We start from the raw sequence: 25562 nt of genomic DNA, 5'->3' as shown, positions 1-25562 counted from the left end.
CTGAATAGGCCGCCATATTTGGTATGCCCGCGGCGGCGGTGTAACGCGGTCGCGATCGGGTGGCGCAGAACGAGGGAGAAGCGGGTCACAGCCAATGGCCGAATTCGGTCCCCGCGGTGACCCACGGCCCCAGTGACGCGTCAGATCGGATTTCTTGTGAACACCGACCCGGTTTCCGGATACCAGACGTACGACCAGCCCTCAGGCCACGACCGCGCCCAGCGCAACCAGGCCGCCGCACGCAGAGCGGCCCTCACGATCTGCACGATCGCCGACGTCGCGGCCGGTGTACTCGCACTGTGGATCGTCCTGTTCCTGCTCGACGCCAATCAGGGCAACGCCTTCGTGGAGCTCGTCCGTGGTACGGCCGACTGGCTCGCGGGATGGGCACGGGACATTTTCACGATGGACACAGAGGGATTGCGGGTTCTCCTCAATTACGGTCTCCCGGCCGTGTTGTATTTGTTGCTCGGGCATGGAATCGCGGCCCGACTGAACCGGGCTTGAAGAAGACGACCAATGGAAGGATCGGCATTGTGACGCGCAGTCCCGCCGAAAAAGATCACCTGCCGATCTATGAAGACCTGGTGCGCGAACGTGGAGACGCCGTGGCGGAGGCGCAGATAGCGGCCGCACACACCCAGAACCAGGCGACGGAACTGCTGGGCGATGGGGAACCGAGACCGTGGCACGGACCGACGGGGCAGCAGTCTCCCAGCGCCTTCGGGTAGGCGGCAGCGAGCGATGTCGGCCTCGGTGCGGTGGGTGGCGCGCACCGAGCGGATGCGCCTCGTAACGGATCGCGTCCTGACCTCGCATGCCAGATTGGAACACCGTCCCTTGAGGCCGGCCCCCGTTCGCTCGTACGCCTCCCGATCCCTCGAGGTTCCTCCCGTGTCCAAGCCCGTCGCCCGCGAGCCGCAGCGACGCAACTCCCGTTCCAACCGGGCGCGCATCCTGGCCACGGCACGACAGGAGCTGGGGCGGAACCCGGACATCACGCTGGAGGAGCCGGCGCGGGCCTCCGGGGTCGTACGCCGCACGCTCTTCGGTCACTTCCCCCGACGCGCGGCGCTCCTGGAGGCGCTGGCCGAGGAGGCCGCCGAGAGTCTCGAGGGCGCGATCGCCGCCGGGGTGAGGCCGTCGGAGCCGGCCGGTCATGCGCTGGCCCACTTCGTGCTGTCGATCTGGCCCGTGGGCGACCGCTACCGGATGCTCCTCGCGCTGGCCCGGCACGACCTGGGCGCGGAGCGCGTCGCCGAGATCCTCCAACCGGCCCGTGGCGCGGCCACCGCCATCCTGGAGCGAGGCCGGCAGGACGGTCTCCTCCACACCCACCTGCCGGCCGCCGTGCTCAGCGCGGGCCTGGAGTCGATGACCATCGCCCTGCTGGAACAGGTCAACGCGGGAACGCTGGAGGACGACGGCACCCGGGTGGCCGTCGCCACGCTCATCGCGGCCGGAGTGCCGGAGAAGGAGGCGTGCGCGGCGGTCGAGGCGGTCGCCGCCGAAAGCCGGCGCCGCACTTCGTAGACGGCCGGAACGGAGGCTGTCCAGGACCGACCGGCCAAAGGCTCGCGTCCCCGCCTCACCCGGCTACCGCACGCCGCCGAGGACGTATTGCCGGTGGGTGGGTCCGATGTCGGTTATGTTCCTCGTCGGACGGATGGCAGGACAGAGGGAGAGGCCATGGGGCAGCGCCTGGGGCCGCTGGAGCTGATCGGGGACCGGTGGGTGATCGGGGACCCGACGCGCAAGGAGGGCCTGTCCATCGTGCTCACGCCCGAGGGCCTGGAACACCACCGGCGAGCAGAGACGGCGGCCCTGCTCGCCGTCCCATGGTCCCGGTTCATGGAGTTGAGGGTGCGAGCCGCGTATGTGAGGTGGCACGTCACCCGCTTCGGAGGCTTTGTCGGAGCCTTCGCGCCCGCGGCCGACATGGGCCGGGACGGCTGTTCCCTGCAGGGCATCGTTCGCCATCCGTACGACCTGTGGTCGGCGCGGTACACGCATCACGAGGGCCGCTACACGGCCGGCCACGTCATCGTGCTGAAGGCCCTGTTCGACCAGCTCACCGAGGCCAAGGCCCTGGACCGCCTCGGTGACCCCGACTGGCTGGGCGCGGCGGTCGCCAAGCTGTCGCCGTACACGTCGTGGTTCGCGGGCAAGGGCAACCGTCTGGTGGAGGAAACCATCCGCAGCCTCGGCACCTGAACGGCCACCCGGGGGCTCCGGCATCCGTACGTGAGCGTTCCCACCCGCCCCCTCAGCCCCAGATGTCGTACTGCTGGAAACCGGTGCCGACCGAGACTCGTGCGGCAAAGATCTCGGTGGTCGCCTTGCCGGTGCCCTTGTACAGGTAGAGCGTGCCGCCGGGCGTGCGGGCCAGGAAGTCGGCCAGTCCGTCGCCGCTGACGTCGCCGACCGCGTCGAAGGCGTTGTAGCCGGTCCAGGCGCTGCGCACCTTGATCCGGGAGGAGAAGGCCTCGGATCCGGCCTTGCCGGTGCCCTTGTAGAGGTACAGGTCGCCGGTGCTGGACTGGCGGGCGAGCAGGTCGGCCCTGCCGTCGCCGGTGAAATCGCCGTGGCCGCGGACGGAGTTGTACTGGTTCCAGCCGGTGCGGACCGAGAAACGCGAGCCGAAGGTGCCGTTGCCCTTGCCCGGGTAGGTCCACAGTGTCCCGCCGGAGTCCACCGACAGGAGGTCGGGCAGGTAGTCGCCGGTGACGTCGCCCGGCACGATGATCCGGGTGCGGGTCTTCCAACCGGTGAAGATCTTCGTGTCGGCCCACGAGCCGCCCGTGCGGGCGCTGTTGAGCACGAAGTGCTTCCAGTACACGTCACCCGTGGAGCTGACCCGGTAGATCAGGTCCTGGTAGCCGTCCCGGTCGAGGTCCGTCTGCAGGACCAGGTTGGCGCCGCTCCAGTTGCCCCAGGAGACGCGGGCGCCGAAGGAGCTGCCGCTGGAGTCCTTCTCGTATCCCGTCTTCGTGGAGGAGGCCCGGACAAAGATGTCGGCCTTGCCGTCGGCCTTGTTGTTGAAGGTGCTCAGGTTCGTGTCGTCGATCTGGCGATAGGCGGAACCGGCGTACGTACTCATCTTGGTGAAGACGCTGTAGTAGCCCTGCGCCGCACACCCGGTGAAATGGCCCCAGGAGGCCACGCCGACGATCCTGCCGCCCACCACGAGCGGGCCGCCGAAGTCACCGTCGCACATCGCGCTGGTCCCGGTGTCGCTCCCGCTCTGGGTGCCCGCGCAGACCATGCGCCCCGCGACGAACGCCGTGTCGTAGACGCCGGAGCAGGTGCTGTCGGACTGCAGGGTCAGCGTGGCCGTGCGCAGCGTCCGGGAGGTGTCCTGGCTGGTGGAGCTGGTACGGCCCCAGCCGTAGACCTTGGCCTGGGTGCCGGCGGCGTACGAGTTGGTGTCGCCGTAGGTGACCATGCGGATCGGCGTGGCCTTGACCGGGACGGCCAGGGTGAGCATGCCGAGGTCGCTCTCGTTCTTCCCGATCTCCTTGTCCACCGGGTCGTACCCCGGCTGCCACCACTGGCGCAGCACGGCCGTGGCCTGCCCGCCGTGCAGGTCGGTGGTGCCGGTGGAGTCGGTGGTGGGCTGCTGGTCGGTACCCGTGACGACGGCGCCGTGGGCCTGCCAGTTGTAGTCCCTGTTGTCGTCCCTGAGGCAGCGGGCGGCGGTCAGGATCTTCGTCGGCGCCACGACCGCACCGCCGCAGAAGAAGTCCACGTCGTCGCTGGTGTCGACGGTGTTCCTGTCGTCGTAGTACCAGAGCTGGGCCATCCAGGGGGCCGTGCTGATCGTGGTCTCGCTGCCACCGATGATCATCGGTTCGACGCTCGAGGTGGTCGGACTTGAGCCCGGCGACGACGTCTCGGTCGTCGGATTCTCGGTCGCCGCACCCGCGGTGGCGTGGTCGGCGAGGGCGCCCGCGATGCGCTTCTTCAGAGCGGAGAGCGAGGGCGAGTCGATGGCCGGCTTGACCGCCGGGGTCGGCACGGCGGCGCCGACCGCACCGGCGGAGGACGTCATCACCGCGGCGGCGACGGCCACGGCGACACCGGCGGCGGCGACGGGCAGAGCGATGCGTATCCGACGTCTGTGACGGCCGCCGGACGGTGTCGTGGTCAAGGGAGTCCCCCCAGAGGAGCATGAGACGGAAGGGACACCGGACGCATCCCTCCCTCTCAGCGCCGAAAAGCCGACCTCCGTCACTGATGACGGAGGTCGGCCCAATAAGTAGAGAGCGGGACCCGGTGAAACTGGGTCCCGCTCTCTCGTGTCGGCATCCGCCCGCGACAGCTAGGAAATTTCCCAGGTGGTCGGGCGAGTGCCCCCGGCAGGATTCGAACCTGCGCACACGGCTCCGGAGGCCGTTGCTCTATCCCCTGAGCTACGGGGGCGTGTCGGGCGCCTTGCTTGGCGGCGACGGGTAGAACCCTACCAGCTTCAGGGCGGTGTTCATGAACGGGTTTCCGGGCGGTGGCACCCGGCGTCACCTGGGGTGGCTCCCCCCGCAGGGGGTGGAAGTGGGGAAAACCCGGACGCGGTGGCCGGTCTGGACCTACTCTCGAGTTGTGCCAGGCGCTTCGGGCCGGGTGCTTGTTGTGGACGACAACAAGGTCATCCGGCAGCTGATCAGGGTCAATCTCGAGCTGGAGGGGCTTGAGGTCGTGACCGCGGCCGATGGTGCCGAGTGTCTGGAAGTCGTTCATCAGGTACGGCCCGATGTGATCACCCTGGATGTGGTCATGCCCCGGCTGGACGGGCTGCGTACCGCCGCTCGGCTGCGTTCCGACCCACGTACCCGCGACCTCCCCCTCGCCATCATCAGCGCCTGCGCCCAGCACGAAGTCGACAGCGGCCTCGATGTCGGCGTCGACGCCTTCCTCGCCAAGCCCTTCGAGCCCACCGAACTCATCGGCGTTGTGCGGCAATTGATCGAGCGGAGCCGGGAGCTGGGGGGCCGGGGCGACGGGCGAGGGGAGGGGCGGGTCGACGTCCGGGGCGCTGACGATGCCGTGCTCGGGGGCGTCTTCGGGGCCGAGGAGGCCGCCGGGCGCGCCGGCGGCTGACACCCTCGCTGGTACATCTCGAGGGCACACCCGATGTGGGCACACCAGCCGAATGCCGACAAATCCCATGAGGGCACCTTCGGCACTCCACGCCCCAGCCCGCCCTACCTGCCGAGCCCGCCGTACCCGCCGTACCCCGCCCACGCCCGTCCACATCGCGGGACCCTCGCCAAACCCGTTCGCATACCCACCCCCCTCCTCCCATACGCTTGTCCCGTGACCCCCGTCGAGCTCTCCCGTACCGTGCTGCGCGCGGTGCGTCGTGCTGTCGATGACGGGGAGTTGCAGGTCGCCGTGCCGGAGCGGGCCGTCGTGACCGCTCCCGGGCCCGGTGGGTGTGGCGACTACGCCACCAACATCGCCCTCCAGCTCGCCCGCCCGGCCGGACAGCCGCCCCTGCGCGTCGCCGAGATCCTCAGGACGCGGCTCGCCGACAGCGACGGCGTACGTGACGTGGTCGTCACCGGGCCGGGGTTCATCAACATCAGCCTGGGTGACACCGCGCCCACCGCGCTCGTCGCGGAGATCCTGCGGCGCGGACCGCGATACGGGTTCGCCGACAGGCCCACAGGGCAGGTCGTCCAGCTGCACAGTCCGCACGAGGTACGCGCCGTCGTCGTCATGGCTGTCGTCGCCCGGCTGCTGCGCTCCCAGGGCGCGGTGGTCCGCACCAGTTGTGAGGCCCCGCCCGAGGCGGAGTGGGAGACCGTGCTCGGCGTGCGCGTCGATGCGCATGGGCGGCCCGGCGCACCCGCCCCCCTCGACGTCAACGTACGACCCGTCCCGGCCCCCGCCGACCCCCTCCCGCTCGGCCGCGACGCCGCTCGCTGGGCCCTTCTCCACCCCGCCGCCCACGACCGGCCCCGGATCACCGACGACCACCTGGTCCAGCGCGAGAGCAACCCCCTCTTCCGCGTCCGCTACGCCCACGCTCGCACCCGGGGCCTGCGGCGCAACGCCGCCGAACTGGGATTCGGCGCCGAACCCGGCGCCGTACCCGGCACCCGTGAGCTCGACGTCGCGCTCGCCGACCACCCCCGTGTCCTCGCCCGGGCGGCCGCGCACCGCACCCCCGACCGTCTCGCCCGGCACCTCGTCACCGTCGCCGATGCCGTCCTCCCCCTGCTGCCCGCCGTCCTCCCCCGAGGCGCGGAGAAACCCTCGGCCGCCCACCGTGCCCGGCTCGCCCTTGCCGAAGCCGCCGGGACGGTGCTGGCCGGTGGCCTGTCCCTGCTCGGCATCGACGCACCCGAACACCTCTGAGAGAGCCGAAGAGAAGAACGATGAGCCGTTCCGCACACCCCGCCGGGCCCCGTCACGCCGACGTCCTCCCCGAGGGCCACTACGCCGCCCCGCCCGCCGACCTCAACGACCTCGACCCCAAGGTGTGGGCCCAGACGGTCGCCCGTAACGCCGAAGGCACGGTCACCGTCGGCGGTGTCGACGTGAAGACCCTCGCCGAGCAGCACGGCACGCCCGCCTACATCCTCGACGAGGCCGACTTCCGTGCCCGGGCCCGGGCCTGGCGCGGCGCCTTCGGGGCCGACGCCGACGTCTTCTACGCCGGCAAGGCGTTCCTCTCCCGCGCCATCGTGCGGTGGCTGCACGAGGAGGGGCTCAACCTGGATGTGTGCTCCGGGGGCGAGCTCACCACCGCCCTCTCCGCCGGCATGCCCGCCGACCGCATCGCCTTCCACGGCAACAACAAGTCCACCGAAGAGATCACCCGGGCCATCGAGAACGGCGTCGGGCGTATCGTTCTCGACTCCTTCCAGGAGATCGTGCGGGTCGCCCATGTCGCCCAGTCCCTGGGCAAGCGGCAGCGCGTCCAGATCCGTATCACCGTCGGGGTGGAAGCGCACACGCACGAGTTCATCGCCACCGCCCACGAGGACCAGAAGTTCGGCATTCCGCTCGCCGGGGGGCAGGCCGCGGAAGCCGTGCGGCGGGCGCTTCAGCTCGACGGGCTCGAGCTCATCGGGATTCACAGCCACATCGGGTCGCAGATCTTCGACATGTCCGGCTTCGAGGTCGCCGCGCACCGCGTCGTCGGGCTGCTCAAGGACATCCGCGACGAGCACGGTGTCGAGCTGCCGGAGATCGACCTCGGCGGCGGGCTCGGGATCGCGTACACGAGTGACGACGACCCCCGTGAGCCGCACGAGATCGCCAAGGCGCTGACCGAGATCGTCACCCGTGAGTGTGAGGCCGCCAAGCTGCGCACGCCCCGTATCTCCGTCGAGCCCGGGCGCGCCATCGTCGGCCCGACCGCCTTCACGCTCTACGAGGTCGGCACCATCAAGCCCCTCGTCGGGCTGCGTACCTACGTCTCCGTCGACGGCGGCATGTCCGACAACATCCGTACGGCGTTGTACGACGCGGAGTACAGCGTCGCCCTCGTGTCCCGGACGAGCGAGGCCGAGCCCATGCTCGCGCGCGTCGTCGGCAAGCACTGCGAGAGCGGCGACATCGTGGTGAAGGACGCGTTCCTTCCCGCCGACCTGGCACCGGGTGACCTCATCGCCGTACCGGCCACGGGCGCCTACTGCCGCTCCATGGCCAGCAACTACAACCACGTGCTCCGGCCGCCCGTCGTCGCCGTGAACGACGGCGAGTCCCGGGTGATCGTCCGCCGGGAGACGGAGGAGGACCTCCTGCGTCTCGACGTCGGCTAGTTCCCGAGGCCCCGGGAAAAGCGCAGGGTGGAAGATCTCCTGTCTTCCACCCCCGTACAAATGAAATAGATGTCTCACGATCCGGACGAAGGGCAGAAACTCCCGTCCGGTGAGTGAGACTGGTGCAACCGTAGACGGTATGAGGAAACGAGGTCGGATGATGCGTACGCGTCCGCTGAAGGTGGCGCTGCTGGGCTGTGGAGTTGTCGGCTCAGAGGTGGCGCGCATCATGACGACGCACGCCGACGACCTCGCCGCCCGGATCGGCGCTCCCGTGGAGCTCGCGGGGGTGGCCGTACGGCGGCCCGGAAAGGTCCGCGAGGGCATCGACCCGGCCCTCGTCACCACCGATGCCACCGCCCTCGTCAAACGCGGCGACATCGACGTCGTGGTCGAGGTCATCGGGGGCATCGAGCCCGCCCGCACCCTCATCACCACCGCCTTCGAGCACGGCGCCTCCGTCGTGTCCGCCAACAAGGCGCTCCTCGCCCAGGACGGCGCCGCCCTGCACGCCGCGGCGGAGGCGAACGACAAGGATCTTTACTACGAGGCCGCCGTCGCCGGTGCCATCCCGCTGATCCGGCCGCTGCGCGAGTCCCTCGCCGGTGACAAGGTCAACCGGGTGCTCGGCATCGTCAACGGGACGACCAACTTCATCCTCGACAAGATGGACTCGACCGGGGCCGGGTACCAGGAGGCCCTCGACGAAGCCACCGCCCTGGGGTACGCCGAGGCCGACCCCACCGCCGACGTCGAAGGGTTCGACGCCGCCGCCAAGGCCGCCATCCTCGCCGGTATCGCCTTCCACACGCGCGTGCGCCTCGACGACGTCTACCGCGAGGGCATGACCGAGGTGACCGCGGCCGACTTCGCCTCCGCCAAGGAGATGGGCTGCACCATCAAGCTGCTCGCCATCTGCGAGCGGGCCGGGGACGGCCAGTCGGTCACCGCGCGCGTGCACCCCGCGATGATTCCGCTGACCCATCCGCTCGCCTCCGTGCGCGGCGCGTACAACGCCGTGTTCGTCGAGTCGGACGCCTCCGGTCAGCTCATGTTCTACGGCCCGGGCGCGGGCGGTTCCCCGACCGCCTCGGCCGTGCTCGGCGACCTCGTCGCCGTCTGCCGCAACCGGCTCAGCGGGGCAACGGGGCCCGGCGAGTCGGCGTACGCCGCCCTGCCCGTCTCGCCGATGGGTGACGTCGTCACGCGCTATCACATCAGCCTCGACGTGGCGGACAAACCGGGTGTTCTCGCCCAGGTGGCCACCGTGTTCGCGGAGCACGGTGTCTCGATCGATACGGTTCGCCAGCAGGGCAAGGACGGCGAGGCCTCCCTCGTCGTCGTCACCCACCGAGCGTCCGACGCGGCCCTCGGCGGGACCGTGGAGGCGCTGCGCAAGCTCGACACCGTGCGGGGTGTCGCCAGCATCATGCGGGTTGAAGGAGAGTAACCAGCAATGACCCACCAGTGGCGCGGAATCATCGAGGAGTACCGGGACCGGCTGCCCGTCTCCGACACCACGCCGGTCGTGACGCTCCGCGAGGGCGGCACGCCCCTCGTGCCCGCGCAGGTGCTCTCCGAGCGCACGGGCTGCGAGGTCCACCTCAAGGTGGAAGGCGCCAACCCCACCGGGTCCTTCAAGGACCGCGGCATGACCATGGCCATCAGCAAGGCCAAGGAGGAGGGGGCGAAGGCTGTTATTTGCGCCTCCACCGGTAACACCTCCGCCTCCGCCGCCGCTTACGCCGTGCGCGCGGGTATGGTTTCGGCCGTTCTCGTCCCGCAGGGCAAGATCGCGCTCGGCAAGATGGGCCAGGCGCTCGTGCACGGCGCGAAGATCCTCCAGGTCGACGGCAACTTCGACGACTGCCTCACGCTCGCCCGCGACCTGAGCGACAACTACCCCGTGGCGCTGGTCAATTCGGTCAATCCGGTGCGTATCGAGGGGCAGAAGACGGCCGCCTTCGAGATCGTGGACATGCTGGGCGACGCCCCCGACGTCCACGTCCTGCCGGTGGGCAACGCGGGCAACATCACCGCGTACTGGAAGGGCTACAAGGAGTACGCCGCCGACGGTGTCTCGAAGCAGACCCCCCGCATGTGGGGTTTCCAGGCCTCCGGCTCGGCGCCCATCGTGCGCGGCGAGGTCGTCAAGGACCCGTCGACCATCGCCACCGCCATCCGCATCGGCAACCCGGCGTCCTGGCAGTTCGCGCTGGCCGCGAAGGACGAGTCCGGCGGGTTCATCGACGAGGTGACGGACCGTGAAATCCTGCGCGCCTACCGGCTGTTGGCCGCGCAGGAGGGCGTCTTCGTGGAGCCCGCCTCCGCCGCGTCCGTGGCCGGTCTGCTGAAGGCCGCCGAGCAGGGCAAGGTCGACCCGGGCCAGCGCATCGTGTGCACCGTCACCGGCAACGGCCTCAAGGACCCCGACTGGGCCGTCGCCGGCGCCCCGCAGCCCGTCACCGTCCCGGTCGACGCGGCGACGGCGGCCGAGCGGCTCGGGCTGGCGTAAAGGGCGAACGGGGCGAACGGAGCAACGGAGCAACGGAGCGAACGAGGGTGCCGCACCCCGTCGGAGCGGCGCCCACCCGCTCGCAGTGGCGGCGCCGCACCCCGTCGTAGCGACACCACACCCCGTCGCAGTAGGCTCGCGTCAGCGAGTCAGAGGGCGCTCACCTGGGGAACTTCCCTACGGGGGGTGCACAGGGGGCTTACGACACGCATCGTGCGCCTCCTGTGCGCCCTATGTCGCCACAGAACCTACCTTCGATAGGCTGTACTGAACCCGCCCGCCGCATATGCCTCCGCATGGGGCAGGTGGCCGCGCCGTCTCCGCGGCCCGCGAGCGGCAGGGGGACGTCCGCCGGCCTCACGGCCGGACGCGGCTCCAGGGTCCGTCGTACGTCATCGAATGTCTTCGACAATCACGCAGCTCAAGGAGAGTCATCGAGCGATGGCCGGTCCAGCCTTCCGCGCCGCCGCCGTCCGGGTGCGCGTCCCCGCCACCAGCGCCAACCTCGGCCCGGGCTTCGACGCCCTCGGCCTGTCGCTGGGGCTCTACGACGACGTCGTCGTCCGGGTGGCCGACTCCGGGCTGCACATCGACATCGCGGGTGAGGGCAGCGAGACGCTCCCGCGTGACGAAAGCCACCTTCTCGTACGGTCCCTGCGCACCGCCTTCGATCTGCTGGGCGGCCAGCCCCGCGGCCTGGAGATCGTCTGCGCCAACCGCATCCCGCACGGCCGTGGCCTCGGCTCCTCCTCGGCCGCCATCAGCGCCGGCATCGTCGCCGCGCGCGCCGTGACCATAGGCGGCGAGGCCAAGCTCGACGACACGGCCCTGCTCGAGCTCGCCACCGAGATCGAGGGCCACCCCGACAACGTCGCGGCCTGTCTGCTCGGCGGATTCACCCTGTCCTGGATGGAGGGCGGCGCCGCCCGCGCGATCAGGATGGATCCCGCCGATTCCATCGTTCCGGTGGTTTTCGTGCCCGGAAAGCCGGTCCTCACCGAGACCGCGCGCGGCCTGCTGCCGCGCACCGTGCCGCACGTCGACGCCGCCACCAACGCGGGCCGTGCCGCCCTGCTCGTCGAGGCCCTGACCAGGCGCCCCGAGCTGCTGCTGCCCGCCACCGAGGACCGTCTGCACCAGGAGTACCGCGCGCCCGCGATGCCGGAGAGCGCGGCCCTGGTGGAGCGGCTGCGGGCCGACGGAGTCCCGGCGGTCATCTCCGGCGCGGGTCCCACCGTTCTGGCGTTGGTCGACGACGACAGCGCCGACAAGGTCGCCCATCTGGCAGGCGACGGCTGGGCCGCGAACCGGCTCGAGCTGGACGCCCAGGGAGCGAGCGTGCTGCCGCTTGCGACCTGACACACGGTTGCCGGATTTCGAGAGGGGGAATGTTTGTTGGATCCGGTAGTGTTAACCTCAAGTCTGCACCCGACCCCACCATGGCGAGGTGCTTCGTGTCCCCGTCCGGGACAGACATTCTTCCGGGAGCCTCCCAAGCCGCACTGTGTTCCGTACGACGTACGCGGGCAGTACCTCGTACGCGGGCGCTGAGCGACTTGCCGGGCACGCTCCGGAACCGGCGCGACCGAGCCGAGTGACACAGACACTGAGTGCCACAGCTCTGGGAAGCGTCATCACCAGATATTTCCTCCGCCGCTTTGGCGGACCACCGCCCCGGCACGGTCCACACACCAAGGACCGAAGCCGGACAGCACAACCGGTCGCCGAGCCAGACAGGCCGACGTCCGCTCCAGGGAAGGACCCTTCGTGAGCGACACCACCGATCTGATGGGCGCACGTGTCGAGGAGACCGCTGCCGCGCCCGCCACGGACGCCTCCGCGCCTGCCACCGGTGCCGGCTCCCGGCGGCGCCGCGGTACCGGCCTCGAGGGCATGGTGCTGGCCGAGCTGCAGCAGGTCGCATCCGGCCTCGGCATCAGGGGCACCGCGCGCATGCGCAAGAGCCAGCTGATCGAGGTCATCAAGGAGGCGCAGGCCGGGGGAGGTGCCGCCGCTCCGAAGGCGGAGGCCGCCACCGAGACCAAGCCCAAGCGCCGCGCCACCTCCAAGGCCCGTACCGGCGACGACGCCGAGAAGAAGGCGGAGAAGGCGGCTGAGGCCCCCGCCGAGAAGGCCGTGGCCCAGCAGCAGATCGAGATCCCCGGCCAGCCGGCCAGCGAGGACGCGCCGGCCGAGCGCCGCCGTCGCCGCGCCACCGCCGAGGCGGGCGCCCCCGCGGCCGCCCCCGAGACGGTCGCCGCCGAGGCCAAGAGCGAGCCGAAGGCCGAGACGCCCGCGCAGCCGCAGGCCCAGCAGGGCGAGGCCAAGGGTGACGCCGGTGAGGGCGGCGAGGGCCGCCGTCGCGACCGCCGTGAGCGTGGCCGCGACCGTGACCGCGGTGACCGCGGCGACCGCGGCGACCGCCGCAAGGGCGACGACCAGCAGGGCGGCCAGCGCGGCCAGCAGCAGGGTCAGCAGCAGGGCGGCGGCCGTCAGGACCGTGACCGCCAGCAGCAGGACGACGACGACTTCGAGGGCGGCCGTCGTGGCCGTCGCGGGCGCTACCGCGACCGCCGGGGCCGTCGTGGCCGCGACGACGTGCAGGAGCCGCAGATCGCCGAGGACGACGTCCTGATCCCGGTCGCGGGCATCCTGGACATCCTCGACAACTACGCCTTCATCCGTACGTCGGGCTACCTGCCCGGTCCGAACGACGTGTACGTCTCCCTCGCCCAGGTCCGCAAGAACGGCCTGCGCAAGGGTGACCACATCACCGGTGCGGTCCGTCAGCCCAAGGAAGGCGAGCGGCGCGAGAAGTTCAACGCGCTGGTCCGTCTCGACTCCGTCAACGGCATGGCGCCCGAACACGGCCGCGGCCGCCCGGAGTTCAACAAGCTGACCCCGCTGTACCCGCAGGACCGGCTCCGTCTGGAGACCGACCCGGGCGTGCTGACCACCCGCATCATCGACCTCGTGTCGCCGATCGGTAAGGGCCAGCGCGGTCTGATCGTGGCCCCGCCGAAGACCGGTAAGACCATGATCATGCAGGCGATCGCCAACGCGATCACCCACAACAACCCCGAGTGCCACCTGATGGTCGTCCTCGTCGACGAGCGTCCGGAAGAGGTCACCGACATGCAGCGGTCGGTCAAGGGCGAGGTCATCTCCTCGACCTTCGACCGCCCGGCCGAGGACCACACGACGGTCGCCGAGCTCGCCATCGAGCGTGCCAAGCGGCTGGTGGAGCTGGGCCACGACGTCGTCGTGCTGCTCGACTCGATCACGCGTCTGGGCCGTGCGTACAACCTGGCCGCGCCCGCCTCCGGCCGCATCCTGTCCGGTGGTGTCGACTCGACCGCGCTGTACCCGCCGAAGCGCTTCTTCGGTGCCGCGCGGAACATCGAGGACGGTGGCTCGCTCACCATCCTGGCGACGGCTCTGGTCGACACCGGGTCCCGCATGGACGAGGTGATCTTCGAGGAGTTCAAGGGCACCGGCAACATGGAGCTCAAGCTCGACCGGAAGCTCGCCGACAAGCGCATCTTCCCGGCGGTGGACGTCGACGCGTCCGGTACGCGTAAGGAAGAGATCCTGCTCGGCAACGAAGAGCTGGCCGTCGTATGGAAGCTGCGCCGGGTGCTGCACGCGCTCGACCAGCAGCAGGCGATCGAGCTGCTGCTCGACAAGATGAAGCAGACCAAGTCGAACGTCGAGTTCCTGATGCAGATTCAGAAGACGACGCCGACGCCGGGCAACGGCGACTGACGCAAGTCACCCGGCAAAGGCCGCCGTACGTCACTCAGTGACGTACGGCGGCCTTTTGGCGCTGAGAGGAGCAGGGGCATCCGTGTGCCCCTTCCTACTCATGCATCCCTGGGGGGACTTTCTTGACCACCACCATGTCCGGCAACGGTCGTCACAGACGCCGGATACGTTTCGGGCTGCCCGTCGCCGCCGTCGGTGTCGCCGCGGCCGTCGCCGCCGCCCTGCTGACCACGTCCGCGGGGGCCGCGACCGCGCTGCCCGAGCCCACCGTGAAGCCGGCCACCAGCTCCGCCTCGCTCGCCGAGCTGGAGCGGCGCGTCGCCGGCGCCGTCGAAGGTGACGACACCGCGGGGGAGACGGCGCAGAAGTCGTCGTACAGCGCGAGCACCAGCGGCACCTCCGACGACTCCACCGCGAGCCCCATGGTCATCGGCGGCACCACGACGACCATCACCTCGGCGCCGTGGATGGCGCAGCTCTGGTACTACGACGACCAGGGCACCACCGACGAGGCCGACGACCTCGGGTTCTTCTGCGGCGGCGCCGTCGTCGCGCCGACGAAGATCCTCACCGCCGCGCACTGCGTCAAGGGCTACGACTGGTACAACTACGGCGCCGTCGTCACCGGCACCGCCCAGCTGCCGACCACCGACGACGCCGGCAACACCGACCTGCACGGCGGCACGGTCACGCTGCCGCACCGGCAGTGGAACCACCCGTCGTACAGCTCGACGACGATCGACAACGACATCGCCGTCGTCACGCTGGCCAACCCGGTCAAGGCGACGCCGATCCGCATGACGACGTCCGGCGACACCGCCTCGTACGCCGCCGGGACGAGCGCCAAGGTCTACGGCTGGGGCCGGACCAGCTCCACCAGCCAGGACATCTCCGAGACGCTGAAGACGGCCACGCTGCCCATCCAGTCCGACACCACGTGTGCCGGCTACTACGGCAGCGAGTTCATCAAGGGCCACATGGTCTGCGCGGGCAACCCCGCCACCGGCAGCGACAGCGGCACGACGTCCGCCTGCAACGGCGACTCCGGTGGGCCGCTCGTCGTGAACGGCCGCATCGTCGGTGTCGTCTCCTGGGGTGTGCAGGACTGCGTGGCCGAGGGCGCGTACAGCGTCTTCGCCAAGGTCAGCTCCTACGTCGGTGCCGCCTACCCGCGCATCGACGACACCAACATCAACGGTGACCACCGGGCCGACATGTGGCTGCGCAACGCCTCCACGAAGACCGGCTACTCCAAGAACTCCAACGGCACGTCGTTCGCCGCGCGCGAGTCCTGGGGCAACTGGGACGGCGTCAACCTCGTCCTGCAGACCGACCTCGACCGGGACGGCTACGAGGACCTGGTGTTCCGGCGCAGCTCCGACGGCGACCTGTTCTGGGCGCACTACGTGCCGTCCAGCGAAACCTGGGCCACCAAGCAGATCGCCGACAACTGGAAGACCCGCACCCGCATCGTCGTCCCCGGTGACGTCACCGGCGACTACAAGCCCGACCTGCTCTCGGTCGACTCCGGCGGTTACCTGTGGATCTACCCGGGCAACGGCAACGGCACGTTCGGGACCAGGGTGAAGGTCGGCTCCGGCTGGAACCAGTACAACTCCCTGCGCGGCCACGGCGACTTCACCGGTGACGGCAAGACCGACCTGATCGCGCGCAGCTCGTCCGGCGGCTACATCTACCTGTTCAAGGGCACCGGCAAGGCCGGCACGGGCGCCTTCTCCACCCGGATCAAGGTGCGCACCTGGGCGACCTACACCGGCTTCGACGCCGTCGGTGACGTCACCGGCGACGGCAAGGCCGACTTCCTGGCCCGTAACTCCTCCGGCACGCTCTACCTGTACCCGGGCACCGGAAAGGCCACGAGCGAGATCTTTGCCACACCGAAGTCCGTCGGTACCGATTTCAAGCAGTACGACATCTTCGGCTGAAACCGCAGGTGAGACGGGTACGACCTGGATCACCGAGCACCCACCGTGCCCACCGCTCCCAGCGGTGGGCACGGTCCGTTGTGCAACCCTTCTCCGAGTTTCCCCGTCTGACCGGACGGGGTGACGATGGTGCGGTACGGGCCAAATGGCCAGGCCTGACCCTGAAAGCAGGGGGTAACCGACCGGACGAGAACCGAGGAGCACAGTGTCCGCCGAGAGCACGCCGGAGCCCGGCATACCGGGTGGTACCGGCACCACCGGTCCGCGCCACCGCGCCAAGGGCCGCCGTCGCAAGCCGCGCGACAAGCGCAAGGGCCTGCTGATCACGGCCTGGACGGCCGCCGGGATCGTGATCCTGGGCGGTACCGGCGCCGGGTACCTGTACTTCAAGCTCAACGGCAACATCAAGAGCGTCGACATCGACCAGGCCCTCGGCACCGACCGACCCGAGAAGGTCGACAACGGCTCGGAGAACATCCTCGTCCTCGGCTCGGACACCCGCTCCGGCAGCAACAAGAAGGTCGGCGGCGGTACCGACGACGGCAGCGCCCGCTCCGACACGGCGATGATCGTGCACGTCTACGAGGGCCACAAGAAGGCCAGCGTGGTCTCCATCCCGCGCGACACCCTGGTCGACCGCCCCGAGTGCACCGACACCAACGGCACCACGCACGACGCCGCGTCCGGCGTGATGTTCAACGAGGCGTACGGCACGGGCGGCGCGGCCTGCGCGGTGAAGACCGTCGAGTCCCTGACCGGCATCCGGATGGACCACTACCTGGAAGTCGACTTCTCCGGCTTCCAGAAGCTGATCGACGAACTGGGCGGCGTCAAGGTCACCACGACCAAGGACATCAACGACCCCGACAGCCACCTCAACCTCAAGGCCGGCCCCCACGAGCTCACCGGCAAGCAGGCCCTCGGCCTGGTCCGCACCCGGCACGGCGTCGGCGACGGCTCCGATCTCGGCCGCATCCAGCTCCAGCAGGCCTTCATCAAGGCGCTGATCAACCAGATCAAGGACATCAACCTCTTCGGCAATCCCAAGAGGCTCTACGACCTGGCCAACACCGCCACCAAGACGGTCACGACCGACTCCGACCTCGGCACCGTCAACTCCCTCATGTCCTTCGCCAACGGCCTCAAGGGCATCAGCTCCAAGAACATGAACATGGTCACCATGCCGGTCCAGTACGACCCGGCGGACCCGAACCGGGTGATCGTGGCGGAGGCGAAGGCGAAGCTGGTCTGGGAGGCCCTGAAGAACGACAAGGCGATCCCGAAGTCGGCCACGAAGGGCACGGCGACGGGCGACGCCAACGGCGTGGTGACATCGTCATGAGCGACGCGGGTTCGGGGGCGGACGGGGGATCAGCCGACCCAGCCCTCGTTGTGGCGATGGCGGCCGAGCCCCACGGCGTCGAATTCGTCCGCACCGGCCCGCGCCACCGCACCCAGCCGGCGAAGTGCCTGTGAGATCGGGCTGCCACCGGGCGGGAAGCCCTGTCCTTCCGCGACGCCCAGCGGCCCCAGCACGAGCGCACCGCCGTCCCACACCGCCGCCCGCTGCTCACCGACCCCACCGAAGTAGTCCGCCTCCACGAAGGCGACCGGCCCGGCGGCCGACCACTCGGCGAGGCGGCGGTCGAACCCTTCGGGCAGCCACCAGAACCCCAGGGCGCGGGCGCCGCCGCCGTTCGTGACGGAGTCGAACAGGTCCTCCGTCATCGGCATCAGCGACAGGCCCTGGCCAAGGGGTGCCCGCGCGGCGGACAAGTCCCCTGCGATCGCACCCAGCGACTCCTCGCCGGCGATCACCGCGCGCAGCTCGTAACCCATCCCCGCACTCCCTGCTCCCGCCCCCGGGAATAGATCACACCGCCCCCCGGTTTTGGGGGATGCGGTCAGTCCTGGCAGACTGGTACGTCGGCCCCGGTTCACGCTCCCGCATCCCGCGGTGGCGACCCGGTGCCCTCCCGAAACTAGGAGACACCTTGAAGCGCGACATCCACCCCGCGTACGTCGAGACGCAGGTCAGCTGCACCTGCGGCGCGTCGTTCACCACCCGTAGCACGATCGAGAGCGGCACCATCCGCGCCGAGGTCTGCTCCGAGTGCCACCCGTTCTACACGGGCAAGCAGAAGATCCTCGACACCGGTGGCCGTGTGGCCCGCTTCGAGGCCCGCTTCGGCAAGGCTGCCGCCGGCTCCAAGAAGTAGCGAGCCCCATTTCGCCGGTCCACGGCCGCGCCCTACCCAGGCGCGCCGGGACCGGCGTTTTTGGTCGCCGCCCACTTCACCCCCGTACGCACACAGGAGCCCCAAGATGTTCGAGGCCGTCGAGGACCTGGTCGCTGAGCACGCCGACCTGGAGACGAAGCTCGCCGACCCGTCGGTCCACGCCGACCAGGCCAACGCGCGCAAGCTGAACAAGCGCTACGCCGAGCTCACCCCGATCGTCGCCACGTACCGCTCCTGGAAGCAGACCGGCGACGACATCGAGACCGCGCGTGAACTCGGCGCCGACGACCCGGAGTTCGCCGCCGAGGTCAAGGAGCTGGAGAAGCAGCGCGAGGAGCTGACCGAGAAGCTGCGCTTCCTGCTCGTCCCGCGTGACCCCAGCGACGACAAGGACGTCATCCTCGAGATCAAGGCCGGCGCCGGCGGCGACGAGTCCGCGCTCTTCGCCGGCGACCTGCTGCGCATGTACCTGCGCTACGCCGAGCGCGTCGGCTGGAAGACCGAGATCATCGACTCCACCGAGTCCGAGCTCGGCGGCTACAAGGACGTCCAGGTCGCGGTGAAGACCAAGGGCGGCCAGGGTGCGACCGAGCCCGGCCAGGGCGTGTGGGCGCGGCTGAAGTACGAGGGTGGCGTGCACCGCGTGCAGCGTGTGCCGGCGACCGAGTCCCAGGGCCGTATCCACACCTCCGCGGCCGGTGTGCTGGTCACGCCGGAGGCCGAGGAGATCGACGTCGAGATCAACCCGAACGACCTTCGCATCGACGTGTACCGGTCGTCCGGCCCGGGTGGTCAGTCCGTCAACACCACCGACTCCGCGGTGCGCATCACGCACATTCCGACCGGAGTCGTCGCCTCCTGCCAGAACGAGAAGAGCCAGCTGCAGAACAAGGAGCAGGCGATGCGTATCCTGCGCTCCAGGCTGCTCGCCGCGGCGCAGGAGGAGGCGGAGAAGGAAGCCGCCGACGCCCGCCGCAGCCAGGTCCGCACGGTCGACCGCTCCGAGAAGATCCGCACCTACAACTTCCCGGAGAATCGCATCTCGGACCACCGCGTCGGCTTCAAGGCCTACAACCTGGACCAGGTCCTGGACGGAGACCTCGACGCGGTGATCCAGGCCTGCGTCGACGCGGACTCGGCGGCGAAGCTGGCGGCCGCGTAAGGACGTCGAAGACGTAAAGGGCGTACGCACGTACGAGTACGACACGGAGGACTTGCGTGCAGCAATCTCTTGGGGGGCGACCCCAAAGCCCCCGCAGCGTGCTGCTCGCCGAGGTGGCACAGGCCACCCAGCGGCTGGCCGACGCCGGCGTGCCCTCGCCGCGCACCGACGCGGAGGAGCTCGCCGCGTTCGTGCACGGCGTGAAGCGGGGCGAGCTGCACACCGTGAAGGACTCGGAGTTCGACGCCCGGTACTGGGAGGTCATCGCCCGGCGCGAGCAGCGTGAGCCGCTCCAGCACATCACCGGGCGGGCGTACTTCCGCTATCTCGAACTCCAAGTCGGGCCGGGCGTGTTCGTGCCCCGCCCCGAGACCGAGTCGGTCGTCGGCTGGGCCATAGACGCGGTGCGCGCGATGGACGTCGTCGAGCCCTGCATCGTCGACCTGTGCACCGGCTCCGGCGCCATCGCGCTGGCCCTCGCGCAGGAGGTCCCGCGTTCGCGGGTGCACGCCGTGGAGCTGTCCGAGGACGCCCTGGTGTGGACCCGCAAGAACGTCGAGGGCTCGCGCGTCGACCTGCGGCAGGGCAACGCCCTGGACGCCTTCCCCGACCTCGACGGCCAGGTCGACCTGGTCATCTCCAACCCGCCCTACATCCCGCTGACCGAATGGGAGTACGTCGCTCCCGAGGCCCGGGACTACGATCCCGAACTCGCCCTGTTCTCGGGGGAGGACGGCCTCGACCTCATCCGCGGTCTGGAACGGACCGCACACCGGCTCCTGCGCCCGGGCGGTGTCGTCGTCATCGAACACGCCGACACCCAGGGCGGCCAGGTGCCGTGGATCTTCACCGAGGAGCGGGGCTGGGCCGACGCGGCCGACCACCCCGACCTCAACAACCGCCCGAGGTTCGCGACCGCCCGCAAGGCGCTGCCGTGACCACCGCCCGCACTTCAGTCCCGCAGTACGTGTACTTCGTGTACGAGGAGGCCCGCTAGACATGGCACGGCGATACGACACCAACGACGCGACCGACCGCACGACGGGTCTGCGCGAGGCCGCGTCCGCCGTCCGCCGGGGCGAGCTCGTGGTCCTCCCGACCGACACGGTGTACGGCATCGGCGCCGACGCGTTCTCCAAGGAGGCCGTCGGCGACCTGCTGGAGGCCAAGGGGCGGGGCCGGAACATGCCCACCCCTGTGCTGATCGGGTCCCCGAACACGCTCCACGGTCTCGTCACCGACTTCTCCGAGCTGGCCTGGGAGCTGGTCGACGCGTTCTGGCCGGGCGCGCTCACGCTGGTCGCCAAGCACCAGCCGTCCCTGCAGTGGGACCTGGGCGACACCCGGGGCACGGTTGCCGTGCGCATGCCACTGCACCCGATCGCGATCGAGCTGCTCACCGAGGTCGGCCCGATGGCGGTGTCGTCGGCGAACCTGACCGGCCACCCCGCCCCCGAGGACTGCGACGCCGCGCAGGAGATGCTCGGCGACTCGGTCTCCGTCTACCTGGACGGCGGCCCGACCCCCGGCAACGTCCCGTCGTCGATCGTCGACGTCACCCGCGAGGTGCCCCTCCTGCTGCGCGCGGGCGCCATCTCGGCGGACGAACTGCGAAAGGTCGTACCCGACCTCGAGGTGGCCAATTGACAGCCCCTGAAGCGGGGCGTGGCATAGGCAACGGGGAACGCGCGGCGGAGATCACGACGACCTTCGTGGGACTCCCGCGCGACAGCTTCCGCATCCTCCACGTCAGCACCGGCAACGTGTGCCGCTCGCCGATCACCGAGCGGCTGACCCGGCATTTCGTGAAGCAGCGGCTCGGTGTGCTGGGCGGCGGGCTGATCGTGGAGAGCGCGGGCACCTGGGGCCACGAGGGCGCGCCCATGGAATCGAACGCGGAGACGGTCCTCGCCGACTTCGGCGCGGACGCCTCCGGCTTCACCGGCCGCGAGCTCCTCGACGAGCACGTGATCCGGGCCGACCTGGTCCTGACGGCCACCCGCGACCATCGCGCCCAGGTCATCTCCATGGGCCACTCGGCAGGCCTGCGCACCTTCACCCTCAAGGAGTTCACCCGTCTGGTCCGGGCCATAGACCCCGCGACCCTGCCTCCCCTGGAGGACGGCGTGGTCATCCGAGCACGCGCCCTGGTCCGGGCGGCCGCCGCTCTACGCGGGTGGCTCCTCGCGCCGACCGCGGAGGCGGACGAGGTGTACGACCCGTACGGCGCACCGCTGACGTTCTTCCGGTCGGTGGGCGACGAGATACACGAGGCGCTGGACCCGGTGGTCACGGCCCTCACCGGTGTGGCCGCGAGGATGTGACAACACCGGGCGTCCGTGAGGTCCCCGGCCTACATTGGACGTACGTCACCGTCGACGCCCCGGAGCCCACCATGACGGTCACCCCTGCCATCGAGGCCGACGTCCTGCGCCGCCAGGACCCTCAGCTCGCCGACATCCTGCTGGGGGAGCTCGACCGGCAGTCGACGACGCTCCAGCTCATCGCCGCCGAGAACTTCACGTCGCCGGCCGTCCTCGCGGCTCTCGGGTCGCCGCTCGCCAACAAGTACGCGGAGGGGTATCCGGGCGCCCGGTACCACGGCGGGTGCGAGATGGTCGACGTCGCCGAACGGCTCGCCGTCGAGCGGGCCAAGGCGCTGTTCGGGGCCGAGCACGCCAACGTCCAGTCCCACTCGGGCTCTTCGGCCGTGCTCGCCGCGTACGCCGCCCTGCTGCGGCCCGGCGACACCGTCCTCGCCCTCGGACTGCCGTACGGCGGCCACCTCACACACGGCTCGCCCGCCAACTTCTCCGGCCGCTGGTTCGACTTCGTCCCCTACGGCGTCGACGCGGAGACCGGGCTCATCGACCACGACCAGGTGCGCACCCTGGCCCTCGCCCACCGGCCCAAGGCGATCGTGTGCGGCTCCATCGCCTACCCCCGGCACCTCGACTACGCCTTCTTCCGCGAGGTCGCCGACGAGATCGGGGCGTACCTCATCGCCGACGCCGCCCACCCGATCGGACTCGTCGCCGGGGGAGCGGCGCCGAATCCGGTGCCGTACGCCGATGTGGTCTGCGCCACCACCCACAAGGTGCTCCGCGGCCCGCGCGGCGGCATGATCCTGTGCGGGAGCGAGCTGGCCGAGCGCGTCGACCGCGCCGTCTTCCCGTTCACCCAGGGCGGTGCCCAGATGCACACCATCGCCGCCAAGGCCGTCGCGTTCGGCGAGGCGGCGACCCCCGCGTTCACCGCCTACGCCCATCAGGTGGTCGCCAACGCGAGGCGGCTGGCGGCCGCGCTGGCCGCGGAGGGGCTGGTCGTCACCACGGGCGGCACCGACACCCACCTCATCACCGCCGACCCGGCCCCCCTCGGCGTGGACGGCCGCACCGCGCGCGGGCGGCTCGCGGCGGCCGGGATGGTGCTGGACTGCTGTGCGCTGCCGCACGGCGACGCCCGTGGCCTGCGTCTCGGCACGGCGGCCGTGACCACCCAGGGCATGGCGGAGGAGGAGATGACGTGGCTCGCCGCGTTGCTGGCGAGTGTGCTCAGAGGAGAGGCCGAAAGCCAGAAGGCCCGTGAAGAAGTGCGGGAGCTGGCCGGTAGATTTCCGCCGTATCCCGGCTGAGGCGGGGTAGACGCACCCGCATACACAGCCACGCGTGCAACCATCGTCGCTACCCGGAAGTCCCCACACATATGCGTCGCGTACGAGTCCATCGCTAGTGTGTGGGGCTGAGATGGCCAGCGAGACTTGTGGGGAAGCCTGTGCGTGAATACCTGCTGACGCTCTGCATCACGGCCGCGGTGACGTATCTGCTGACAGGGCCGGTACGGAAATTCGCGATCGTGGCCGGAGCGATGCCGGAGATCCGGGCACGTGACGTGCACCGGGAACCCACTCCGCGGCTCGGCGGGATCGCGATGTTCTTCGGCCTGTGCGCCGGCCTGCTGGTCGCCGACCACCTGACCAACCTCAGTGCGGTCTTCGAGAAGTCCAACGAGCCTCGGGCGCTGCTCTCCGGAGCGGCGCTCATCTGGCTCATCGGCGTACTGGACGACAAGTTCGAGATCGACGCCCTGATCAAGCTGGGCGGCCAGATGATCGCCGCGGGCGTCATGGTCATGCAGGGTCTGACCATCCTGTGGCTGCCCATCCCGGGCGTCGGCTCGGTCGCGTTGACCCAGTGGCAGGGCACCCTGCTCACCGTCGCCCTGGTCGTGATCACCATCAACGCGGTCAACTTCGTCGACGGCCTGGACGGCCTCGCGGCCGGCATGGTGTGCATCGCCTCGGCCGCGTTCTTCCTCTACGCCTACCGGGTCTGGGTGTCGTACGGCATCGAGGCCGCCGCCCCGGCCACCCTGTTCGCGGCGATCCTGATGGGCATGTGCCTGGGCTTTTTGCCGCACAACATGCACCCGGCGCGGATCTTCATGGGCGACTCGGGCTCGATGCTCATCGGCCTGGTGCTTGCCGCGGGTGCCATCTCCATCACCGGCCAGGTCGACCCGGACGCGTTGAAGGTGTTCGCCCAGTCCGAGAGGGAGGCCGTGCACCAGACGGTGCCGGTCTACATCCCGCTGCTGCTGCCGCTGACGATCATCGCTATCCCCGCCGCCGACCTGGTGCTGGCGATCGTCCGCCGCACCTGGCGCGGCCAGTCGCCGTTCGCCGCCGACCGCGGCCATCTGCACCACCGCCTGCTGGAGATCGGCCACTCCCACAGCCGCGCGGTGCTGATCATGTACTTCTGGTCGGCGCTGATCGCCTTCGGCACGCTCGCCTACTCCGTGAACTCGGCGTCCATGTGGATCGTGCTGGGCGTGGTGTTCCTCAGCGCCATCGGCCTCGTCCTGCTCCTGCTGCCCCGCTTCACACCGCGGGCCCCGCGCTGGGCCGAGGCCTTCGTGCCGCCGCGCTACCGCCGTCGCGGGGCCGTCGTGGAACCGGCCGCCACCACACCGCAGACCGCCTCCGCCGACACAGCGACGGGCGCCCCGGCCGGGGCAGCCCGGTCCGAGGAGGAGCCCCGTACGCCGGTCGCGGCCGGGGTCTCGCGCGTCAACGGTGCGACCGCGATCGGCGCCCGTTCGCGGTTGCTGGACCGGGGCAAGGCCGGAACGTCGCGCTGACGGCGGGCCTGGGAACACGGGCAAGGTAAGAATCTGACTAGAGCATTGCCAAACCGTGGGAGTGCGATGGGGGTGCGAAGCCCCCAATACCAGACAAGTCGACCGGGATTCTGCACAGACGCGCACTGTCACTCTCATGTGTGACAGTGCGCACACCCTCCAGGTAAAGACCTCATCAAATAGTTTGTGATACGGTTCACGAGAACCCCCCCGGATAGAGCCGAAGGACCGTAGTGCGACGGTCCATTGGTGTGAGGTTCTCTCTCAGCCCGGGACTACGCTCGTCCATGACGACACCCTGCCCCCACCGTGAAAGCGGAGTTGCCGCCATGCCGTCCAATGACGTCCGGATCCTGCTTCAGGCTGCCGTACCCACGGCCGCCGTCGGCGCGGTCGCTGCCGTCGTCAGTGGTGTGGTCGTGGGCGGGAAGGGCGCGATCGGTGCGGTTGTCGCGGCGGTGCTCACGATCCTCTTCATGGGGATCGGGCTCTACGTTCTGCAGCGGACTGCCAAATCGCTTCCGCATCTGTTCCAGATGATGGGCCTGATGCTCTACGCGGCGCAGATCCTGCTGCTGTTCATCTTCCTGAGCTTGTTCCGGGACACCACGCTGTTCCACCCCAAGGCCTTCGCGATCACGCTCATCGCCACCACGCTCGCGTGGATCGCCGCTCAGACGCGTGCTCACATGAAGGCCAAGATCCTCTACGTCGAACCCGACTCCTCGGGCGGCAAGCCCGAAAAATCGGGGCACTCGTCGTGAGGGGTAGGGCCGAGATAAGAGCGTGTAAGAAGTCCTGCTATCGTCCGGTGCCAACTGCGGCATCGCGGGCGCGGGCATCTGAGCTGACGCCTGCTCAATCGCGAGGCTTGATGCCCCCCAGCCGCCCCCACATTCGTAACACCAGTCCGGTGCCGATCCGCGGCTGCGCGCCGCGCCGACACAACGAGGTTGCCGTACCCATGCGTCACGCCGAAGGAGCCCGCGGTGAGTGCTGACCAGACCCAGCTCGCCTTTGACT

At 69.8% G+C, this 25562-nt stretch carries 23 protein-coding genes and 1 tRNA gene; 21 read left to right on the top strand and 3 right to left on the bottom strand.

Features of this window, described 5'->3' with window-relative positions; genetic code table 11:
* Positions 1-156 precede the first annotated feature (156 nt).
* The 4 genes from ACIBAG_RS41210 to ACIBAG_RS41195 all read left to right on the top strand — a co-directional run bounded on the left by ACIBAG_RS41210 (position 157) and on the right by ACIBAG_RS41195 (position 2214).
* Entirely contained in the window at positions 157-507 is a 351-nt protein-coding gene (locus ACIBAG_RS41210; RefSeq protein ID WP_399112671.1) for a hypothetical protein, read from the top strand.
* Entirely contained in the window at positions 504-731 is a 228-nt protein-coding gene (locus tag ACIBAG_RS41205) for a hypothetical protein (RefSeq protein WP_399112668.1), read from the top strand. The genes ACIBAG_RS41210 and ACIBAG_RS41205 overlap by 4 nt, the downstream gene beginning before the upstream one ends.
* A gap of 163 nt (positions 732-894) precedes the next feature.
* The gene (locus ACIBAG_RS41200; protein WP_399112666.1) at positions 895-1533 is read left to right on the top strand and encodes a TetR/AcrR family transcriptional regulator; all 639 of its coding nucleotides are present in this window, start codon (positions 895-897) and stop codon (positions 1531-1533) included.
* Between the two features lie 156 nt (positions 1534-1689).
* On the top strand, positions 1690-2214 hold the full coding sequence (locus ACIBAG_RS41195) for a hypothetical protein (RefSeq protein WP_399112665.1): 525 nt from the start codon (positions 1690-1692) through the stop codon (positions 2212-2214).
* 52 nt (positions 2215-2266) lie between these two features.
* On the opposite strand, the gene ACIBAG_RS41190 is transcribed toward ACIBAG_RS41195, so the two are convergent.
* Together ACIBAG_RS41190 and ACIBAG_RS41185 are read right to left on the bottom strand one after the other, a co-directional pair.
* A complete protein-coding gene (locus tag ACIBAG_RS41190) occupies positions 2267-4051 on the bottom strand; it encodes a trypsin-like serine protease (protein ID WP_399112725.1) in 1785 nt (594 codons plus the stop codon).
* A 299-nt stretch (positions 4052-4350) separates the two neighbouring features.
* Positions 4351-4422 (bottom strand) — tRNA-Arg (locus tag ACIBAG_RS41185).
* A 204-nt stretch (positions 4423-4626) separates the two neighbouring features.
* Here ACIBAG_RS41185 and ACIBAG_RS41180 point away from each other — a divergent pair.
* The 9 genes from ACIBAG_RS41180 to ACIBAG_RS41140 all read left to right on the top strand — a co-directional run bounded on the left by ACIBAG_RS41180 (position 4627) and on the right by ACIBAG_RS41140 (position 17337).
* On the top strand, positions 4627-5094 hold the full coding sequence (locus ACIBAG_RS41180) for a response regulator (RefSeq protein ID WP_399112664.1): 468 nt from the start codon (positions 4627-4629) through the stop codon (positions 5092-5094).
* A 216-nt stretch (positions 5095-5310) separates the two neighbouring features.
* Positions 5311-6357 (top strand): ArgS-related anticodon-binding protein NrtL, encoded by a 1047-nt coding sequence (nrtL, locus tag ACIBAG_RS41175; RefSeq protein WP_399112663.1) that lies wholly within the window; start codon positions 5311-5313, stop codon positions 6355-6357.
* A gap of 20 nt (positions 6358-6377) precedes the next feature.
* The gene (gene lysA / locus ACIBAG_RS41170; RefSeq protein WP_399112661.1) at positions 6378-7769 is read left to right on the top strand and encodes a diaminopimelate decarboxylase; all 1392 of its coding nucleotides are present in this window, start codon (positions 6378-6380) and stop codon (positions 7767-7769) included.
* Between the two features lie 160 nt (positions 7770-7929).
* Positions 7930-9219, top strand: coding sequence for a homoserine dehydrogenase (locus ACIBAG_RS41165; protein ID WP_399112724.1), 1290 nt, complete (start codon positions 7930-7932; stop codon positions 9217-9219).
* 6 nt (positions 9220-9225) lie between these two features.
* Positions 9226-10284: a threonine synthase gene (gene thrC, locus ACIBAG_RS41160; RefSeq protein ID WP_399112660.1), complete on the top strand. Its 1059-nt coding sequence runs from the start codon at positions 9226-9228 to the stop codon at positions 10282-10284.
* Positions 10285-10725: 441 nt separating this feature from the next.
* The gene (thrB, locus tag ACIBAG_RS41155; protein WP_399112659.1) at positions 10726-11643 is read left to right on the top strand and encodes a homoserine kinase; all 918 of its coding nucleotides are present in this window, start codon (positions 10726-10728) and stop codon (positions 11641-11643) included.
* Positions 11644-12051: 408 nt separating this feature from the next.
* Entirely contained in the window at positions 12052-14049 is a 1998-nt protein-coding gene (gene rho, locus ACIBAG_RS41150; protein WP_399112657.1) for a transcription termination factor Rho, read from the top strand.
* Between the two features lie 134 nt (positions 14050-14183).
* Positions 14184-15995 (top strand): trypsin-like serine protease, encoded by a 1812-nt coding sequence (locus ACIBAG_RS41145; RefSeq protein ID WP_399112722.1) that lies wholly within the window; start codon positions 14184-14186, stop codon positions 15993-15995.
* A 205-nt stretch (positions 15996-16200) separates the two neighbouring features.
* Positions 16201-17337 carry an LCP family protein gene (locus tag ACIBAG_RS41140; protein ID WP_399112655.1) on the top strand — a complete coding sequence of 379 codons (1137 nt, stop codon included), beginning with the start codon at positions 16201-16203 and terminating at the stop codon, positions 17335-17337.
* Between the two features lie 29 nt (positions 17338-17366).
* Here the strand turns inward: ACIBAG_RS41140 and ACIBAG_RS41135 are convergent, their stop codons facing one another.
* Positions 17367-17834 (bottom strand): hypothetical protein, encoded by a 468-nt coding sequence (locus ACIBAG_RS41135; protein WP_399112653.1) that lies wholly within the window; start codon positions 17832-17834, stop codon positions 17367-17369.
* 155 nt (positions 17835-17989) lie between these two features.
* Between ACIBAG_RS41135 and rpmE the strand changes: the two genes are divergently transcribed.
* The 8 genes from rpmE (at position 17990) to ACIBAG_RS41095 (ending at position 25303) form a co-directional block, all read left to right on the top strand.
* A complete protein-coding gene (gene rpmE, locus ACIBAG_RS41130) occupies positions 17990-18214 on the top strand; it encodes a 50S ribosomal protein L31 (RefSeq protein ID WP_014675000.1) in 225 nt (74 codons plus the stop codon).
* A 106-nt stretch (positions 18215-18320) separates the two neighbouring features.
* Positions 18321-19397 carry a peptide chain release factor 1 gene (gene prfA / locus ACIBAG_RS41125; protein ID WP_399112651.1) on the top strand — a complete coding sequence of 359 codons (1077 nt, stop codon included), beginning with the start codon at positions 18321-18323 and terminating at the stop codon, positions 19395-19397.
* Between the two features lie 98 nt (positions 19398-19495).
* Positions 19496-20335, top strand: a complete 840-nt coding sequence (prmC, locus tag ACIBAG_RS41120) for a peptide chain release factor N(5)-glutamine methyltransferase (RefSeq protein ID WP_399112649.1) — start codon at positions 19496-19498, stop codon at positions 20333-20335.
* 61 nt (positions 20336-20396) lie between these two features.
* On the top strand, positions 20397-21044 hold the full coding sequence (locus tag ACIBAG_RS41115) for an L-threonylcarbamoyladenylate synthase (protein WP_399112647.1): 648 nt from the start codon (positions 20397-20399) through the stop codon (positions 21042-21044).
* On the top strand, positions 21041-21721 hold the full coding sequence (locus tag ACIBAG_RS41110) for a protein-tyrosine-phosphatase (RefSeq protein ID WP_399112646.1): 681 nt from the start codon (positions 21041-21043) through the stop codon (positions 21719-21721). The genes ACIBAG_RS41115 and ACIBAG_RS41110 overlap by 4 nt, the downstream gene beginning before the upstream one ends.
* A gap of 71 nt (positions 21722-21792) precedes the next feature.
* The gene (gene glyA / locus ACIBAG_RS41105; RefSeq protein WP_399112645.1) at positions 21793-23031 is read left to right on the top strand and encodes a serine hydroxymethyltransferase; all 1239 of its coding nucleotides are present in this window, start codon (positions 21793-21795) and stop codon (positions 23029-23031) included.
* Between the two features lie 140 nt (positions 23032-23171).
* Positions 23172-24539 (top strand): MraY family glycosyltransferase, encoded by a 1368-nt coding sequence (locus ACIBAG_RS41100; protein ID WP_399112643.1) that lies wholly within the window; start codon positions 23172-23174, stop codon positions 24537-24539.
* A 329-nt stretch (positions 24540-24868) separates the two neighbouring features.
* A complete protein-coding gene (locus tag ACIBAG_RS41095) occupies positions 24869-25303 on the top strand; it encodes a hypothetical protein (protein WP_399112641.1) in 435 nt (144 codons plus the stop codon).
* Positions 25304-25562: the final 259 nt, after the last annotated feature.

This window comes from Streptomyces sp. NPDC051243 (genome assembly GCF_044455405.1).
GTDB lineage: Bacteria > Actinomycetota > Actinomycetes > Streptomycetales > Streptomycetaceae > Streptomyces.
The sequence above is the reverse complement of the archived record's forward strand: the minus strand, read 5'-3'. Positions and strand labels throughout refer to the sequence as shown.

Bases quoted from the DNA above. Each gene is read 5' to 3' on its own strand.
- prfA (WP_399112651.1), top strand. From the start codon at position 18,321: ATGTTCGAGGCCGTCGAGGACCTGGTCGCTGAGCACGCCGACCTGGAG.
- ACIBAG_RS41165 (WP_399112724.1), top strand. From the start codon at position 7,930: ATGCGTACGCGTCCGCTGAAGGTGGCGCTGCTGGGCTGTGGAGTTGTC.
- ACIBAG_RS41195 (WP_399112665.1), top strand. From the start codon at position 1,690: ATGGGGCAGCGCCTGGGGCCGCTGGAGCTGATCGGGGACCGGTGGGTG.
- glyA (WP_399112645.1), top strand. From the start codon at position 21,793: ATGACGGTCACCCCTGCCATCGAGGCCGACGTCCTGCGCCGCCAGGAC.
- ACIBAG_RS41115 (WP_399112647.1), top strand. From the start codon at position 20,397: ATGGCACGGCGATACGACACCAACGACGCGACCGACCGCACGACGGGT.
- ACIBAG_RS41095 (WP_399112641.1), top strand. From the start codon at position 24,869: ATGCCGTCCAATGACGTCCGGATCCTGCTTCAGGCTGCCGTACCCACG.
- ACIBAG_RS41145 (WP_399112722.1), top strand. From the start codon at position 14,184: ATGTCCGGCAACGGTCGTCACAGACGCCGGATACGTTTCGGGCTGCCC.
- ACIBAG_RS41135 (WP_399112653.1), bottom strand. From the start codon at position 17,834: ATGGGTTACGAGCTGCGCGCGGTGATCGCCGGCGAGGAGTCGCTGGGT.
- thrB (WP_399112659.1), top strand. From the start codon at position 10,726: ATGGCCGGTCCAGCCTTCCGCGCCGCCGCCGTCCGGGTGCGCGTCCCC.
- ACIBAG_RS41190 (WP_399112725.1), bottom strand. From the start codon at position 4,051: ATGACGTCCTCCGCCGGTGCGGTCGGCGCCGCCGTGCCGACCCCGGCG.
- lysA (WP_399112661.1), top strand. From the start codon at position 6,378: ATGAGCCGTTCCGCACACCCCGCCGGGCCCCGTCACGCCGACGTCCTC.
- thrC (WP_399112660.1), top strand. From the start codon at position 9,226: ATGACCCACCAGTGGCGCGGAATCATCGAGGAGTACCGGGACCGGCTG.